The 13,470-nt window shown below is 66.4% G+C and carries 18 protein-coding genes and 1 riboswitch; of the genes, 10 read left to right on the top strand and 8 right to left on the bottom strand.

The genetic code is table 11. From position 1 onward, the window contains the following. Positions 1–39 precede the first annotated feature (39 nt). Positions 40–204, top strand: a riboswitch (yybP-ykoY riboswitch). A gap of 122 nt (positions 205–326) precedes the next feature. Both JIP62_RS12025 and JIP62_RS12020 read left to right on the top strand, forming a co-directional pair. Further along, the gene (locus JIP62_RS12025) at positions 327–905 is read left to right on the top strand and encodes a TMEM165/GDT1 family protein (protein ID WP_201102408.1); all 579 of its coding nucleotides are present in this window, start codon (positions 327–329) and stop codon (positions 903–905) included. A 34-nt stretch (positions 906–939) separates the two neighbouring features. After that, positions 940–1,305 (top strand): VanZ family protein, encoded by a 366-nt coding sequence (locus tag JIP62_RS12020; RefSeq protein ID WP_201102407.1) that lies wholly within the window; start codon positions 940–942, stop codon positions 1,303–1,305. Here the strand turns inward: JIP62_RS12020 and JIP62_RS12015 are convergent. Together JIP62_RS12015 and JIP62_RS12010 are read right to left on the bottom strand one after the other, a co-directional pair. Continuing rightward, positions 1,284–2,051 carry a metallophosphoesterase family protein gene (locus JIP62_RS12015; RefSeq protein WP_230974745.1) on the bottom strand — a complete coding sequence of 256 codons (768 nt, stop codon included), beginning with the start codon at positions 2,049–2,051 and terminating at the stop codon, positions 1,284–1,286. The genes JIP62_RS12020 and JIP62_RS12015 overlap by 22 nt on opposite strands. Before the next feature lie 78 nt (positions 2,052–2,129). Then, a complete protein-coding gene (locus JIP62_RS12010) occupies positions 2,130–2,909 on the bottom strand; it encodes a nucleotidyltransferase family protein (RefSeq protein WP_201102406.1) in 780 nt (259 codons plus the stop codon). Between the two features lie 123 nt (positions 2,910–3,032). Here JIP62_RS12010 and JIP62_RS12005 point away from each other — a divergent pair, with 123 nt between their 5' ends. Both JIP62_RS12005 and JIP62_RS12000 read left to right on the top strand, forming a co-directional pair. After that, positions 3,033–4,166: a serine hydrolase domain-containing protein gene (locus tag JIP62_RS12005; protein ID WP_201102405.1), complete on the top strand. Its 1,134-nt coding sequence runs from the start codon at positions 3,033–3,035 to the stop codon at positions 4,164–4,166. Between the two features lie 162 nt (positions 4,167–4,328). Then, positions 4,329–5,378 (top strand): ribonucleotide-diphosphate reductase subunit beta, encoded by a 1,050-nt coding sequence (locus JIP62_RS12000; protein WP_201102404.1) that lies wholly within the window; start codon positions 4,329–4,331, stop codon positions 5,376–5,378. Between the two features lie 294 nt (positions 5,379–5,672). Here JIP62_RS12000 and JIP62_RS11995 read toward each other — a convergent pair whose 3' ends face one another. The 3 genes from JIP62_RS11995 to JIP62_RS11985 all read right to left on the bottom strand — a co-directional run bounded on the left by JIP62_RS11995 (position 5,673) and on the right by JIP62_RS11985 (position 7,840). Continuing rightward, complete coding sequence (locus JIP62_RS11995; protein ID WP_201102403.1) at positions 5,673–6,221, bottom strand: FKBP-type peptidyl-prolyl cis-trans isomerase; 549 nt, start codon at positions 6,219–6,221, stop codon at positions 5,673–5,675. Further along, positions 6,187–7,404: a threonine ammonia-lyase gene (locus JIP62_RS11990; protein WP_201102402.1), complete on the bottom strand. Its 1,218-nt coding sequence runs from the start codon at positions 7,402–7,404 to the stop codon at positions 6,187–6,189. The genes JIP62_RS11995 and JIP62_RS11990 overlap by 35 nt, the downstream gene beginning before the upstream one ends. A 91-nt stretch (positions 7,405–7,495) precedes the next feature. Then, entirely contained in the window at positions 7,496–7,840 is a 345-nt protein-coding gene (locus JIP62_RS11985) for an acyl-CoA thioesterase (RefSeq protein ID WP_201104740.1), read from the bottom strand. Positions 7,841–8,026: 186 nt separating this feature from the next. Here JIP62_RS11985 and JIP62_RS11980 point away from each other — a divergent pair, with 186 nt between their 5' ends. The 3 genes from JIP62_RS11980 to JIP62_RS11970 all read left to right on the top strand — a co-directional run bounded on the left by JIP62_RS11980 (position 8,027) and on the right by JIP62_RS11970 (position 9,457). Further along, positions 8,027–8,533: a hypothetical protein gene (locus JIP62_RS11980; protein ID WP_201102401.1), complete on the top strand. Its 507-nt coding sequence runs from the start codon at positions 8,027–8,029 to the stop codon at positions 8,531–8,533. Between the two features lie 56 nt (positions 8,534–8,589). Next, positions 8,590–9,123: a BA14K family protein gene (locus tag JIP62_RS11975; RefSeq protein ID WP_201102400.1), complete on the top strand. Its 534-nt coding sequence runs from the start codon at positions 8,590–8,592 to the stop codon at positions 9,121–9,123. A 136-nt stretch (positions 9,124–9,259) separates the two neighbouring features. Next, positions 9,260–9,457 (top strand): hypothetical protein, encoded by a 198-nt coding sequence (locus JIP62_RS11970; protein WP_201102399.1) that lies wholly within the window; start codon positions 9,260–9,262, stop codon positions 9,455–9,457. Here the strand turns inward: JIP62_RS11970 and JIP62_RS11965 are convergent, their stop codons facing one another. The 3 genes from JIP62_RS11965 to rplU form a co-directional block, all read right to left on the bottom strand. Further along, complete coding sequence (locus JIP62_RS11965) at positions 9,458–9,991, bottom strand: GNAT family N-acetyltransferase (RefSeq protein ID WP_201102398.1); 534 nt, start codon at positions 9,989–9,991, stop codon at positions 9,458–9,460. It abuts the gene before it with no gap. A 171-nt stretch (positions 9,992–10,162) separates the two neighbouring features. Next, the gene (rpmA, locus tag JIP62_RS11960; RefSeq protein WP_201102397.1) at positions 10,163–10,444 is read right to left on the bottom strand and encodes a 50S ribosomal protein L27; all 282 of its coding nucleotides are present in this window, start codon (positions 10,442–10,444) and stop codon (positions 10,163–10,165) included. A gap of 104 nt (positions 10,445–10,548) precedes the next feature. After that, positions 10,549–11,121, bottom strand: coding sequence for a 50S ribosomal protein L21 (gene rplU / locus JIP62_RS11955; protein ID WP_201102396.1), 573 nt, complete (start codon positions 11,119–11,121; stop codon positions 10,549–10,551). A gap of 128 nt (positions 11,122–11,249) precedes the next feature. On the opposite strand from rplU, the gene JIP62_RS11950 reads away from it, so the two are divergent. The 3 genes from JIP62_RS11950 to JIP62_RS11940 are packed head-to-tail and all read left to right on the top strand — an operon-like array spanning position 11,250 to position 13,410. Beyond that, positions 11,250–11,747 carry a hypothetical protein gene (locus JIP62_RS11950; RefSeq protein WP_201102395.1) on the top strand — a complete coding sequence of 166 codons (498 nt, stop codon included), beginning with the start codon at positions 11,250–11,252 and terminating at the stop codon, positions 11,745–11,747. A 46-nt stretch (positions 11,748–11,793) separates the two neighbouring features. Continuing rightward, complete coding sequence (locus tag JIP62_RS11945; protein WP_201102394.1) at positions 11,794–12,450, top strand: hypothetical protein; 657 nt, start codon at positions 11,794–11,796, stop codon at positions 12,448–12,450. A 9-nt stretch (positions 12,451–12,459) separates the two neighbouring features. Next, positions 12,460–13,410, top strand: a complete 951-nt coding sequence (locus JIP62_RS11940) for a cation diffusion facilitator family transporter (protein WP_201102393.1) — start codon at positions 12,460–12,462, stop codon at positions 13,408–13,410. Positions 13,411–13,470 lie beyond the last annotated feature (60 nt).

Raw genomic sequence — 13,470 nt, 5'->3', positions numbered from 1 at the left:
GATCTCGCTTGCCAGTCCGCAAGGCCTCGCCCTAAAGAGCGCCCCGTCATCGGGGAGTAGCCACCCGCACCGATCAGCGGGGTCCGCGTCAACACACTTCCTCTCACCCGGAGAGGATGGCGCGGTCTGTCAGTGACCTAAGCGTTCCGCATTGCTGCGGAATGGCGCGAAGGCCGAGCTTTCGGTCCTCACGCCGCAAGCCTCCGCGAGGCGCGCCTTAGGACCACTTTCAAGGCAAGACCGCTGGCGTCGCAGGGTGCTTCAACGCGGGGCCCGGCTGCGATGCCTTTGGTCTGTCCGCCGACGTCCCGCGCAACGATGCTGCAATGCCCCACTTCCCCTGGGACGCCTTCTTCATTTCCACCGGCCTCGTCTCGATCGCCGAGATCGGGGACAAGACCATGCTGCTGGCCATCGTCCTGGCGGCAGCCTGGCGGCGACCGACGCCCATCATCCTGGGCATACTGGCCGCGACCCTGGCCAACCATGCCGTTGCGGCCCTGGCCGGATCGGTGCTGGCCCGCTTCATGGACGGCGACTGGGTACGCTGGGTCGTCGGCATCGCCTTCATTGGCTTCGGTGTCTGGGCTCTGATCCCAGACCGGTTCGACGAGACGCCCGACACGACGGAAAAGTCATTCGCCGGGGTCTTCTGGACGACGACCGCCGCCTTCTTCCTGATCGAAATGGGAGACAAGACCCAAGTCGCCACCGCCATGCTGGCCGCCCGGTTCCAGGACATCGTCGTCGTCGTGGCCGGATCGACCCTGGGCATGATGCTCGTCAACGGGCCAGCGGTCCTGCTGGGCGAGGCTGCCGCCGCGCGACTGCCGCTCAAGTGGATCCGCATCGCCGCCGCCGCCGGTTTCGCCGCAACGGGGCTGTGGGTCCTGCTGGCGGGCTGATAGGCAGACAGCCGCTCACCGAGACCCCTTGCCCATGCGCCTGTTCCTTCGCCTCGTCGGGGCCGCCGTCCTGACGGTCATGCTCGTCCTGATGCTGGGCCCGGCCCCGCAGGCGCAGACCAGCGGCCTGATCTGGGACAAGGCGGCACACTTCGTCGGCTTCGGCCTGATCCTGTGGAGCCTGGCGGTCATGATGCGCCGCCTGCCGCGACTGTGGACGGTGGTCGCCGCCATCGCCATCGGCGGCGCGGTCGAACTGATCCAGGGCCAGATAGGGCGCGACGCCAGCTGGTGGGACTTCGTCGCCGACATCCTCGGCATCGCTGCGGCCTGGGCGGCCTGGGTCGTCTGGCGCCGGTTCCAGCCCCGCCGCGAGCGTCAGACCTCGAACACGCGATAGGGCGTCTCGCCCAGGGTCCGCAGCACCGGCAGGGCGACGTTATAGACCGGCGTGCCCTTGTTCGTCCGACCTTCCGGTGCCCCGCGATGGGCGTGGCCGTGCACCACCAGGCTGATGTTGTCGTACCGGTCGATGGTCTCGGCCAGGCGTGACGACCCCAGGAAGGCGTGGATCTCCGGCGGTTCGCCCACCACCGTATCCACCACCGGCGAATAATGAAGCAGGACGACGGACCGCTCGGTCCTCAGCATACGGATGGAGTTCTCGATGCCGTTCGCATCCTCCACCGCCTCTTGCACAAAAGCCTTGATCGAGGACTCGCCGAAGGAGCTCAGCATGTAGCGGCCGAACCCGCCGATGAAGCCCTTGCCGCCGGCGAAACCGACGCCCTCGATCTCATAGGCCTGTCCGGTCAGCATCTTGACGCCGGCATCGCACAACATCTGGGTAACCTGCTCAGGCTGGCCGCATTCATGCTCGTGATTGCCCAGGACCCCCACCATCGGAATGGTGCAGGCCTTGAGGTCGGCCAGCAGGTTCTGGACTTCGGCCGTCTTGCCATAGTTGGTCAGGTCGCCGCAGAGGCACAGCACATCAGCGTCGTCCGAGACCTGCTCGAACAGGGCGCGATAGCTGCCCTTGGTCGTGTCGTTGACATGAAGGTCCCCGACCGCCGCCACGCGCAGGCGTTTGGCGGGTCCGGCATCCATGCCCGGCTGCGGGGTCTGTGCGGTCGTATCGGTCACGAGGTCCCTCCCACCACGAACCCGACCTTAGCGCGCTCGAGCCGCAAGCGACCGCGTCGCGCGCATGGCGCCCTCAAGTCAGTGCACCGGGTCATGGCGTTCCTCCAGCCCCTTGCCCACGACGTCGCCAAAGCCCCACTCGGCCACGTCAGAGATATAATCGCGGGGGCTGAATAGCCGACCCCGGCACACCTTCACCCGGGGCGCGGGCAGGTCGACCTGGGCCCGCAGCCGCTCGGTCAGTTCGTGCATCAGCCAGGCCGGGATGTTGTCCCGCTCGGTCGGATAGGCGAACCGGAAGTTCAGCAGGTGCGACATCAGCACCTCCCAATACAGGTCCATCTGGTCCAGCAGGGACTTCCAGTCGATGGCCTCGGCCTGTTTCAGGATGACGTGGTTCACGTCGGCCCCGTCATAGCGATAGCGGTCCTGGATGAAGACCTTCGACAGGATCAGGGCCGTCGGCGGCGTGATCGACACCTCATGGCCATAGACTTCGATGGTATCGGGTCCGAACCAGGCATCGTTCACCGCGATCGTGCCGTTCGACATGGCAAAGATCACGTCGAAGAAATGCTTGTCGTCCTTCCAGACCTTGGCGATCCAGCGCTCATCCTCGACGTCGGTGCGATAGCCGCGCGCCTGGAAGAAGGCGAGGATGCGGGGATAGTCCCCCGGCTTGCAGAAGACATCCAGATCCTTGGTCGGTCTGCGGATGCCGGTATAGGCCGTAACGGCATAGGTCCCTGACAGCAGAAAGGGGATGCCGCTTTCCTTCAGCAGCCGCAGCGATTCCTCATAGAAGGCCACCGCCTCCTCGGGCGGATGGAAACTGGGACCGGCGGCGGTGTCTGACATGGATCGTCCTGGTGGGTGAACAGGGGCTTGAAACGGGCGCATCCGGCAGCAGGTTCCCGCGCCTTCATCTGGCGAGACGCGGCCGCCTGGCCTATGGATCAGCCGATGTTCGGGAGCCCTTTCATGACAATACGCGCCACCTGCACCGCCTTGGCGGCGCTGGTCCTGACCGGTATTGCCGGACCGGCCCCTGCCCAGGACACCGGCCTGCTGTTCTGGAGCCCCGAGCGTCGCGAGGCCCAGTTCCGCAACATGACGGCGATCCAGGCTCATGGCCCGGTCTCACGCGGCGACGGTCCGGTCCGCGCCCTGCCGGTCGGCACACCCCTGGACCTCGACATCGAAGCCCACATGCAGGCCGAGCGCGTGGCGGGCGTACTGGTCATTCAGGACGGCCAGATCCGGCTGGAACGCTATGGCCTGGGCATGACGGCGGCCGACCCCTGGGTTTCGTTCTCGATGACCAAGTCGCTGACTTCGACTCTGGTGGGGGCCGCGATCCGCGACGGCTATATCGAAAGCCTGGACGATCCCATCACGGACTACATCCCGGAGATGGCCGGCGGCGGCTATGAGGGGGTAACCCTGCGCCAGCTGTTGACCATGACCTCGGGGGTCCAGTGGAACGAGGACTACGCCGACCCGAACTCCGACGTCGCCCGCATGCTGACCACCCCGCCCGAGCCCGGGCTGGACGCAACCGTCAGCTATATGCGTGGACGCGCCCGCGTCGCCGAGCCCGGCACCCGCTGGCATTATTCGACCGGTGAAACCAATCTGGTCGGCGTGCTGGTCGCCCGCGCCACCGGCCGTCCGCTTTCGCAGTATCTGGCCGAAACCATCTGGAGCCGCGCGGGCATGGAGCAGGACGCGGCCTGGGCCATGGATGCCCAGGGTCGCGAGATCGGTGGCTGCTGCGTCTCGGCAACCTTGCGCGATTGGGGCCGTGTCGGCCTGATGGCACTGGAGGACGGTGTTGTCGGCGGAACCCGCATCGTGCCTGAGGGATGGTTTGGCGAGGCAACCCGAAAGCAGGCCGACATTGGCACCCCCGGTCGCGGCTACGGCTATCAGTGGTGGACGCGCGAACCGGACCAGTTCGAGGCCAGCGGCATCTTTGGCCAATGGATCCACGTCGACCCGAGCCGGCGCATGGTCGTCGTCGTCCTGTCCGCCTGGCCCACCGCCATCGGCCCCGACCGCAGCCGGGCCCGGTTTGACCTGCTGAGCCGCATCCGGGCGGCGGTGGACAACTAGAAGCCGTCCCCAGGCTTCTCCCCAGAACCCATTAACCCAACACTAGATGTGGTGGGCCGCGACACTGTGATCGCAACATAGGCGGCAATTTCGCTTGTTCGGGGACGAGGTTTCCCGCCATGATCGGTGCTGTTCACCGGATTCGTCGCCGAGGCCCGCCCCATGACCATTCACACGCCCATCATCCGCGCCGAGCGTCCCGGCCTGCTGACCCCGTCGGCCGCCTACAAGCCGTTCCGCTATCCGTGGGCGTTCGACATGTGGAAAAAGCAGCAGCAGGTCCACTGGATGCCCGAAGAGGTGCCGCTGGGCGAGGACTGCAAGGACTGGGCGGCAAACCTGAATGACAAGGAGCGCAATCTGCTGACGCAGATCTTCCGCTTCTTCACCCAGTCGGACATCGAGGTCGCCGACAACTACATGGAAAAATACGGTCGGGTGTTCAAACCGACCGAGGTGAAGATGATGCTGTCGTCCTTCGCCAACATGGAGACGATCCACATCGCGGCCTATGCCCTGCTGCTGGAAACCATCGGCATGCCCGAGAGCGAGTTCGGGGCCTTCATGGAATACGAGGCCATGCGGGACAAGCACGACTACATGGGCCGTTTCGGGGTGGACACCGACGCCGATATCGCGCGGACCCTGGCCATGTTCGGCGGCTTCACAGAGGGGCTGCAGCTGTTCGCCAGCTTCGCCATGCTGATGAACTTCCCGCGTCAGAACAAGATGAAGGGCATGGGCCAGATTGTGTCCTGGTCGGTGCGCGACGAGAGCCTGCACTGCGACGGCATCATCAAGCTGTACCACGCCTTCAACAAGGAAACGGGCTGCGTCACCCCGTCCGTCGCCGACGATATCGTCGAATGCTGCCGCACCGTGGTCGGGCTGGAAGACAAGTTCATCGACCTGGCCTTCGAGGCCGGCGAGGTCAGCGGCATGACGCCCGACGACATCAAGCAGTACATCCGCTTCATCGCCGACTGGCGCCTGCGCCAACTGCACCTGCCCGAGGTGTATGGCGTCAAGGAAAACCCCCTGCCCTGGCTGCAGTCGCTGCTCAGCGGAGTTGAACACGCCAACTTCTTCGAGGCCCGCGCGACCGAATACTCCAAGGCGGCAACCCAGGGCTCATGGCACGGCGCCGACGGCGTCTGGGGCGAGTTCGACAAATTGATGGCCCGCCGCGACATGAGCATGGTCGCGGGCTAGTGCGTCTCCTCCCCATCACAGATGGGGAGGTGGATCGGCGTGCAGCGACGAGACGGAGGGGGCGACCGGGTCTCGCCCGCTAAGTCTCAGGTTCACAGGGGTTATGACCCACCGTCATTCCGGGGCGCTCGCAGAGCGAAACCGACCCGAAGGGCGGCACAGCCAAACCCAGGCGGACATGCCGAATGCCAGACCCGATCTGAGCGCCTGCGACACACCCCTGGGTTCCGGGTTCTTGGCTGCGCCAAGCCCCGGAATTACGGATCAGTTGCGAGTGTCGATTGAACCTCGCCCCTACCCCCGCGCCATCCCCACGCCCATCGAGCCGCCGGGAGCCGGGGCGACGTCTAGCATCTTGACCCGGAACACCAGCACCGCATTGGCCGGAATGGTCGGCGGCGCACCGCGTTCGCCATAGCCCAGCTTGGGCGGCACATAGAACAGCCACTCGTCCCCGACCCGCATCTGCTGCAGGCCTTCGTTCCAGCCGGGAATGACCTGTTCGGGCGTGGTCACCATCGGCGCGCCGCGCGTGTAGGAACTGTCGAACACCGTGCCGTCGACCAGCGCTCCTTCATAATCCACGCGGACCAGGTCGTTGCCGTCGGGCCGGGGCGATCCAGCCGGGCCGGACGACAGGATCTTGTACTGCAGCCCGGACGGCAGGGTGACGACGCCCTGTTCACCCGCATTCTTCTTCATGAAGAAGGCGGCGGCCTCCTCGGCCTTTTTCAGCTCGGCCGCATTGTCCTCAGCCCCTGCGCCGCAGGCGGCCAGGCTGACCAGGCCGATCGCGACCGCGACGGCCCTAGCTTGCGAAGTCCTGACCCATCCGAAGCGCATAACCCTTGTCCCTCAATGCCCGACCGATCTCGTCGGCATGGGCGCTATCGCGCGTTTCGACCATGATGTCGAACTCTGCGCCCTTGGCCGGAACGTCCAGCGCCAGCCGATTGTGGACGACATCGATGATGTTGCCGCCCAGGCCGCCGATCACCGCCGCCATGGCCGACAGCATGCCCGGCCGGTCGTCCCCCAGGATGCGATAGACGATCAGCCGCCGCTCGCGCACCATCTCGCGGTTAAGCACCACGGCCAGCATGCGCGCATCGATATTGCCGCCGCACAGCACCAGCCCGACCTTCATCCCCTTGAACCGCTCGGGATAGGCCAGCAGCGCGGCCAGACCTCCAGCCCCTGCACCTTCGGCCACGGTCTTTTCCAGGGTGGCATAGAAGGCGACCGCCTTTTCGAAATCCTCTTCCTGACAGACCAGGACGTCCTCGATCAGCGGCTCGGCCAGGGCAAAGGGAATGTCGCCGACCGCCTTGATGGCGATGCCCTCGGCGATGGTGGCCCCGCCGCATTTGGGTGTCTCGCCCCGCCGCCTGGCGCTGAAGGACGGATACATCGCCGCCTCGACGCCGAAGATCCTTATGTCGGGCCGCGCGGCCTTGGCCGCGATGGCACAGCCGGCAATCAGGCCCCCGCCGCCGATCGGAATGATGAGCGCATCCAGATCCGGCGCATCAGCCATCAGTTCCAGCGCACAGACGCCCTGGCCCGCCACAATCCCTTCGTCATCGAAGGCCGACACGAAGACATAGCCCTTTTCGTCGCGCAGACGGTGCGCCTCGGCGGTCGAGGCAGTGAAGTCCAGGCCATGGATCACCACCTCGGCCCCATGGGCGCGCGTTCCGTCGATCTTCACGAAGGGCGTGCCCTCGGGCATCACGATCGTCACCGGCACACCCAACCGCCCACCGTGATAGGCCAGGGCCTGGGCATGGTTGCCGGCCGAGGCCGCCACCACCCCGCGCTTGCGCTCCTCGGGGCTCAGCAGCAGCAGCCGGTTCAGCGCACCGCGCTCCTTGAACGAGCCGGTGAAGTGCAGATTGTCGAACTTGACCCAGACCTCCGCCCCGGTCAGCTGCGACAGGCGGCGTGAGTGGCGGGTCGGCGTGCGATCCACCGCCCCGGCGATGCGCTCCTGTGCGGCCTTGATGTCGGCGACGGTGACGGACATTCCCTGCTCCTGAACATCGACCTTGTGTGCGGTCGTTGCGGCCTTGTGGCGCAGCCGCCGTGGGCGCGCAACATCAGCAGGGACAGCGGCGTCAGGCGGCAGCCTGCCCGGGCAGCGGGCGCGGCTTCCCATCCGGGCCGATCGCCACATAGGTGAAGACACCTTCGGTCACACGGATCACATGCTCGGCGTAGCGGGGCCTTTTCCAAGCCTCGACATGGACGCGGATGGAGGTCCGCCCGGCCCGCACGACCCGGGCATAGATGGACACCTCATCGCCGACCGATACCGGCTGATGGAACACCATGGCGTCCACCGCCACGGTGGCGCAGCGGCCTTGCGCCAGGGCAAAGGCCGGTGTGGCCCCGGCGATGTCCATCTGAGCCAGCAGCCAGCCGCCGAAGATGTCGCCCTCTGGATTGGTGTCCGCCGGCATGGCGATGACACGTCCCACCAGTTCGCCTTCGGGTACTCCTAGATCCGTCACTTATGCGCCTCGCCTGCCGATGTGGGACGGCTTGTCGCCCAGCGCCCCCCGGCTCGCAACCTTGACCATGCAATGGGCGTTGGGGAACAAGCTCCCCAACCGGCCGCCTTCAACGGTCCTGTCAGGAAACGTCCCATGTCGATGCGTCCCGCCCTTCTGTCCGCCCTGTTCCTGGCCGCCGGGGCTGCCGCCTGTGCGCCCGTGCCGGGGCCCAGCGCCTATCGCGCGCCCAGCAGCGCCTTCAACGTGGCCGACTTCGCCTGGTCCGCCCGCCAGGGACAGGGATCGATCAACGGCCGCATCGCCTACCGCCATGACAACCAGGCCTACGGATGCTCCGGCTCGGTCGGCCTGACCCCGGACACCCCCTATACGCGCCAGCGATTCCTGACCCTCTATGGCTCGATCGATCAGGCCAACGCCCCTGAGTCGGTCGTGCGCGCCCGGACCGTGGCGGACCCGAACGCCGACTACCGCTCCTATGTGCGATCCGTGCCGTGCGAGAACGGCCGCTTCGCCTTCACCGGCCTGCCCGACGGCAGCTGGTTCATCATCGCGCCGGTTTCGGCGGGTGGAGATCGGGTTGTACTGATGCGCCGCGTGGAGACCCGCGGCGGCCGGGCCATCTCCGTGACGCTGTAAGGTCTGGCGCTGGGGCTCATCTCGTGATCCAGTCCGCTCGAATAACGGAGTTAACCATGCGCACTGCCGTCATGACCCTTGCCGCCGGCTTGATGCTGGTCGCCGCGCCCGCCGCCGCCCAGCACGCCTATGGCCATTACAACCAAGGACAGGGCTACCACGGCTATGGCCAGGACCGTTCCGGCTGGAACGTTGCGGCTCAGTATGACCGACCCGGCGACTATCGCTGCGACGCCTTCTGGGATGCCAACCGAGACGACTGCGGGGCCGCCTGGCGCGACCAGCGTCACCGCACATCCTATGGCTATCGCAACGACGGCTACGGCCGCAGCTATGGCTACAACACCCGTCGTCGGGGTTACGGCTATGCGCAGGGCGAAAGCGCGCGCGGGGGCTCGACCTATTACGGAGCCTATGGCCGACCGGATATGGTCTATCCTGGTGGTGGGTATTCCTATGGCGGCCATGGTGCCTACAGCGGGGGGCGCGACGCCCGCCGTATCGATTGGTGCCGCGCCACCTATCGATCGTATGATCCGGCGAGCGGTTACTACCGCGCCTACAGCGGCCGACTGATCTACTGCGGGTAAGGCGGCCGCCTGCCTCACGCCAATGTGCTCGCACCGGCTGAGCACGAGCCGACAGCAAACAAGGTTCGCCATCCTTTGGCCTCATGACGGGGGCCTGTCGTCGGTTCTCGTTCTGAGCATCGTGGGGAGCGCGTTAATGTCCCAGCACAATATCGTCGGATCGGAGGCTTTCGACCGCCGACCCTTCGTCATCATCCGGTCTCTGCGATCCGGTGGCCTTCGTCGACGCAAGGCCCGCACGGTCATGGCCTTCATGGCGGGCGCGGCCGTCATGCTGGCTGGCGGCGTCGTCGCGGCCGTCGTCGCCTTCGGTCCCGCTCTGGCTGGCGGCTGATCAGGCCAGCCAGACCATCCGGCGCGTATCGACGTCGCTGCCCCGGGCCCGGCTGAAACCCCGCCGAACCTCGCCCGTATACAGAAAGCCTGCCTTCTCCAGCACGCGGCCAGAAGCGGGGTTGTCGCTGAAATGCCCGGCGACCAGCGCCCGCCTGCGCCAGCGGCGGCTGGCCCAGACCAGCGCGCCCTCCAACGCCTCGGTCGCATAGCCGCGCCCCCAGAACGGCCGACCGATCCAATAGCCCACCTCGGGCGCCGGATCGCCGTCCTCGAACAGACCGATCACCCCCACCGGCCCGTGGTCCTCATGGGCGATGACAAAGGTGGAGGCCCGGCGCGGGTCCTGTGAGGCGACCTGCAGCACAAACGATTCGGCGTCGGGCAGCCCATAGGGATGCGGCATCCGCAGCGTCATCCGGGCCACGTCGCGGTCATTGGCCAGATCCGCCAGGCGCGCCGCGTCCCGTGGTTCGGGGCTTCTCAGCATCAGCCGCCGCGTCTCGACGACAGCAGGGGTTTCGATCACGCACATGGGGCGAACCTCGTTTCTGTCCGCCACCTTTTCAGGAGGGCTCGGGCGGACGATCGAGGCGGGGAACGAAAACGGGGAGCCTGGTGATCCAGACTCCCCGCGGAATATTTCCCTCGGTCCGGATCGCGGCTGTTTCGAGCCTTGCGCGATCCGGTCTGTGGTCGGTTCGCGCTACTCGGCGGCCATGGGCACGGTGTCGTTGGCCGGGAGAATCGACACGTAGCAACGCCCACCGCGCTTGGTGGTGAATTTCACGGCGCCGGTTTTGGTCGCAAACAGGGTGTGATCACGGCCCAGGCCGACGTTGTCGCCCGGATGGAAGGTCGTGCCGCGCTGACGCACCAGGATGTTGCCGGCCAGGACGTGCTCGCCGCCGAACTTCTTCACGCCAAGGCGCTTGGATTCCGAATCGCGACCGTTGCGCGACGAACCGCCAGATTTCTTGTGAGCCATAACGAACTCTCTTCTCTTCGGCGCCGGAGGCCCTCAAGGCCGGATCAGCGCGATCTGATCTTTATACTCTGTGCCGCCCCCGAAAGGATCGGCGCGAACGGGTCTTAGGCTTCGTCGGTGCTGGCGTCGTCAGCCTTGGCCTTGGGCGCAGCCTTCTTGGCCGGAGCCTTCTTGGCGACGGGCTTTTCGGCCGTGTCGTCGGCGACGGTTTCGGCGGGCGCATCGGCCTTGGCGACCGGGGCCTTCTTGGCGGGCTTGGCCGGGGCTTCTTCCTGCTCAACGCGGGGGGCCAGGCCACGGGCGCGAGCATTCATCTCGGCCTTGGTCATCAGCGAGGTCTCGCCGTCCCACTTGGCGTTCTCGCCGGCACCGTCGATGCCGACGATCCGCAGGACCGATTCCATCTGACGGTGACCGCCGGTCCGGCGATAGCCCTGACGACGGATCTTCTTGAAGATCTTGATCTTCTCACCCTGACGGGTCTCGATCAGCGTGGCGGCCACTGAGGCACCAGCGATCAGGGGCGCGCCAACGGTCACGCCGTTGTCGCCACCCAGCATCAGGATGTCGCCGAAGGTCACGTCGGAGCCGGCATCGCCGTCGAGTTTCTCGACGACAATGACGTCACCCGGTTGAACCCGGTATTGTTTGCCGCCGGTCTTGATCACCGCGTACATGGGCAGGCCTCGAAGTGAACGCTAAAGCGCGTGAACGCAAAAAAGATTGCGCCCGCAAGGAAACCCCGGCGGGCGAAGAGCGGCGACATATACGGATGGGGCCTGTTGAGTCAACGCGAAAGGCGCGCATGCAGCGGTTTCTGAGCGATCTTACCGGTGCCTCGACCCGTTGGGGGCGTACCATCCTCTATGGATTCATCGCCGCGCGGGCCTCGATTACCCTGGTCGGGATCGCCGTGGTGCTGATCTGGGGCGAGGCCGGATACGAAGGCTTTTCGGGCCTGCTGGATCAAGCCGACCTGGTGGTCGCCCTCGTCGCCATTGCCGTCGCCCCGTTGGTCGAACAGTTGATGGTGCTGTTCATCGTCTGGGTCCTGGCCTTCGTCCTGCGCCTGCCCGGCGGCATCGCGGCGGTCCTGACCGGCCTGGGATTCGGTGCTCTGCACGGCCTGGCCCCCGCCTCCCTGTCGGTCGTGCCGCTGTTCATCCTGCTGGCGCTCATTCAGATCCATTGGGCCCGGCGCAGAAAGGGCATGACCGGCTTCTGGATTGGCGTCGCCATTCATGCGCTGACCAATGCCACGGCCGTGGGAACATTATTTCTTCTGGAGGCCCCACCTGCCTGACCGCACCCCCTCGACCGTTATAAAGTAACAGGCTATAGGGCGCGCCATGTCTCCCGATCTCGCCCCGACTGTGCTGGCTTCGCTTCTGGCGGGCGGGTTCGGCGTGGCCTTTCTGCATGCGGCACTTCCGACCCATTGGCTGCCATTCGTTCTGGTCGGACGCGCCCAGCGGTGGAACCTGGCGCGGACCTTGGGCGCGGTTGCGGCCGCAGGGCTGGCCCACATCGCTGCCACAGCCGTCGTGGGCACATTGATCGTGGCCGCGGGTCTGGCGCTGGATCGCTGGATAGAAGGGGTTCTGCCGCATCTGTCGGCCGGACTGCTGTTCTTGTTCGGCATCTTCTATCTGGGTCGGTCAATGATCCGGCGGCCTGTGACGGCCGGAGGGCCGCCGATCGACCTGCCCACACCCGCGGTCACCGATGCCGCCGCCGTCTGGGGACTGATCGTCATGATGGCGGTTTCGCCCGGAGAGGTGCTGCTGCCCCTCTATCTGTCCTCGGCCTCCGAAGGGCTGGCCGTCCTGGCGGGCCTGACCCTGGCCTTCGCCGCCGGCACGGTTCTGGGCATGGCGACTTTCACCACCCTGGCCCGGGCAGGGGCCTCGGTCCTGCGGCTGGAGCGATGGGCCCGCTATGAAGGGGCCGTCCTGGGCCTGGCCCTGATCGCCCTGGGCCTTCTCGTCGCCCTGCACCAGCACTAGGGTCTCGCGATGGCCCACGATCACGCGCACGAACACCACCACGGCCATCATCACCACGACCATGACCACGGCCACGGCCATGCGGGTCATCATCACGGACCGGTGGATACGGGCGACTGGCGCTATGCCCTGGGCTTGAGCGTCAATCTGGCGTTCGTGGCGATCGAGTTCGGGGCTGGCATCATCAGCGGTTCGACCGCCCTCATGGCCGACGCGGGCCATAACCTGTCCGATGTCCTGGGCCTGGCCATGGCGGGCGGCGCGGCCTGGCTGGCCCGCCGGGCGTCCGGCAGCCAGAACACCTATGGCTATGGCAAGGCGACGGTGCTGGCCGCCCTGTTCAATGCCCTGCTGCTGATCTTCGCCTGCGGGGCCATCGCCTTTGAAGCGGCGCGGCGCCTGGCAGACCCTGCCCCGGTGGCTTCCGGCATCGTCATGGCCGTGGCCGGGATCGGCTTCGTCATCAACCTGGGCACGGCCCTGCTGTTCATGCGCGACCAGCACAGCGACCTGAACGCCCGCGGGGCCTATCTGCACATGATGGCGGACGCCGCCGTCTCGATCGGCGTGGTCCTCGTCGGCGGCCTGGTCATGCTGAGCGGATGGACGGTGCTGGATCCGCTGGTCAGCCTGGTCATCGTCGTCGTCATCCTGCTGGGCACCTGGGGCCTGCTGAAGGATTCCGTCAGCCTGGCCATGGACGCAGCCCCGCGCGGCGTCGATGTGGCCCAGGTCCGGGCCGCCTTCCTGGCCCTGCCCGGCGTCCAGGCTGTCCACGACCTGCACGTCTGGGGTCTGTCCACGACCCAGACCGCCCTGACCGCCCATCTGGTCCACGACCGCGCCGACCCCAAGACCCTGCTGGCCGAAGCCCAGGCCCTGGCCCGATCCCGCTTCAGGATCGGCCACACGACGCTTCAGCTCGAAACCGACGTCATGCCCGACTGCCCGGACTGCTGAGCCTGTCTCATCCCTCGCTCACTGGCACGCCCACTGGCACTCGCTCTCGGCACCCCCTAG

The sequence above is a fragment of the Brevundimonas vitisensis genome, from assembly GCF_016656965.1.
Classification (GTDB): domain Bacteria; phylum Pseudomonadota; class Alphaproteobacteria; order Caulobacterales; family Caulobacteraceae; genus Brevundimonas; species Brevundimonas vitisensis.
Note: the sequence above shows the minus strand (reverse complement) of the source record. Positions and strands in the feature narration are given on the sequence as shown.

Excerpts from the sequence above, each read along its gene's own strand:
- JIP62_RS12020 (WP_201102407.1), top strand. The coding sequence starts at position 940 with ATGCGCCTGTTCCTTCGCCTCGTCGGGGCCGCCGTCCTGACGGTCATG.
- JIP62_RS11990 (WP_201102402.1), bottom strand. The coding sequence starts at position 7,404 with ATGTCCGTCACCGTCGCCGACATCAAGGCCGCACAGGAGCGCATCGCC.
- JIP62_RS11965 (WP_201102398.1), bottom strand. The coding sequence starts at position 9,991 with ATGTGCGTGATCGAAACCCCTGCTGTCGTCGAGACGCGGCGGCTGATG.
- JIP62_RS12000 (WP_201102404.1), top strand. The coding sequence starts at position 4,329 with ATGACCATTCACACGCCCATCATCCGCGCCGAGCGTCCCGGCCTGCTG.
- JIP62_RS11940 (WP_201102393.1), top strand. The coding sequence starts at position 12,460 with ATGGCCCACGATCACGCGCACGAACACCACCACGGCCATCATCACCAC.
- rpmA (WP_201102397.1), bottom strand. The coding sequence starts at position 10,444 with ATGGCTCACAAGAAATCTGGCGGTTCGTCGCGCAACGGTCGCGATTCG.
- JIP62_RS11945 (WP_201102394.1), top strand. The coding sequence starts at position 11,794 with ATGTCTCCCGATCTCGCCCCGACTGTGCTGGCTTCGCTTCTGGCGGGC.
- JIP62_RS11995 (WP_201102403.1), bottom strand. The coding sequence starts at position 6,221 with ATGCGCTTCGGATGGGTCAGGACTTCGCAAGCTAGGGCCGTCGCGGTC.
- JIP62_RS11975 (WP_201102400.1), top strand. The coding sequence starts at position 8,590 with ATGCGCACTGCCGTCATGACCCTTGCCGCCGGCTTGATGCTGGTCGCC.
- rplU (WP_201102396.1), bottom strand. The coding sequence starts at position 11,121 with ATGTACGCGGTGATCAAGACCGGCGGCAAACAATACCGGGTTCAACCG.
- JIP62_RS11980 (WP_201102401.1), top strand. The coding sequence starts at position 8,027 with ATGTCGATGCGTCCCGCCCTTCTGTCCGCCCTGTTCCTGGCCGCCGGG.
- JIP62_RS12025 (WP_201102408.1), top strand. The coding sequence starts at position 327 with ATGCCCCACTTCCCCTGGGACGCCTTCTTCATTTCCACCGGCCTCGTC.
- JIP62_RS12005 (WP_201102405.1), top strand. The coding sequence starts at position 3,033 with ATGACAATACGCGCCACCTGCACCGCCTTGGCGGCGCTGGTCCTGACC.
- JIP62_RS11970 (WP_201102399.1), top strand. The coding sequence starts at position 9,260 with ATGTCCCAGCACAATATCGTCGGATCGGAGGCTTTCGACCGCCGACCC.
- JIP62_RS11985 (WP_201104740.1), bottom strand. The coding sequence starts at position 7,840 with ATGCCGGCGGACACCAATCCAGAGGGCGACATCTTCGGCGGCTGGCTG.
- JIP62_RS11950 (WP_201102395.1), top strand. The coding sequence starts at position 11,250 with ATGCAGCGGTTTCTGAGCGATCTTACCGGTGCCTCGACCCGTTGGGGG.
- JIP62_RS12010 (WP_201102406.1), bottom strand. The coding sequence starts at position 2,909 with ATGTCAGACACCGCCGCCGGTCCCAGTTTCCATCCGCCCGAGGAGGCG.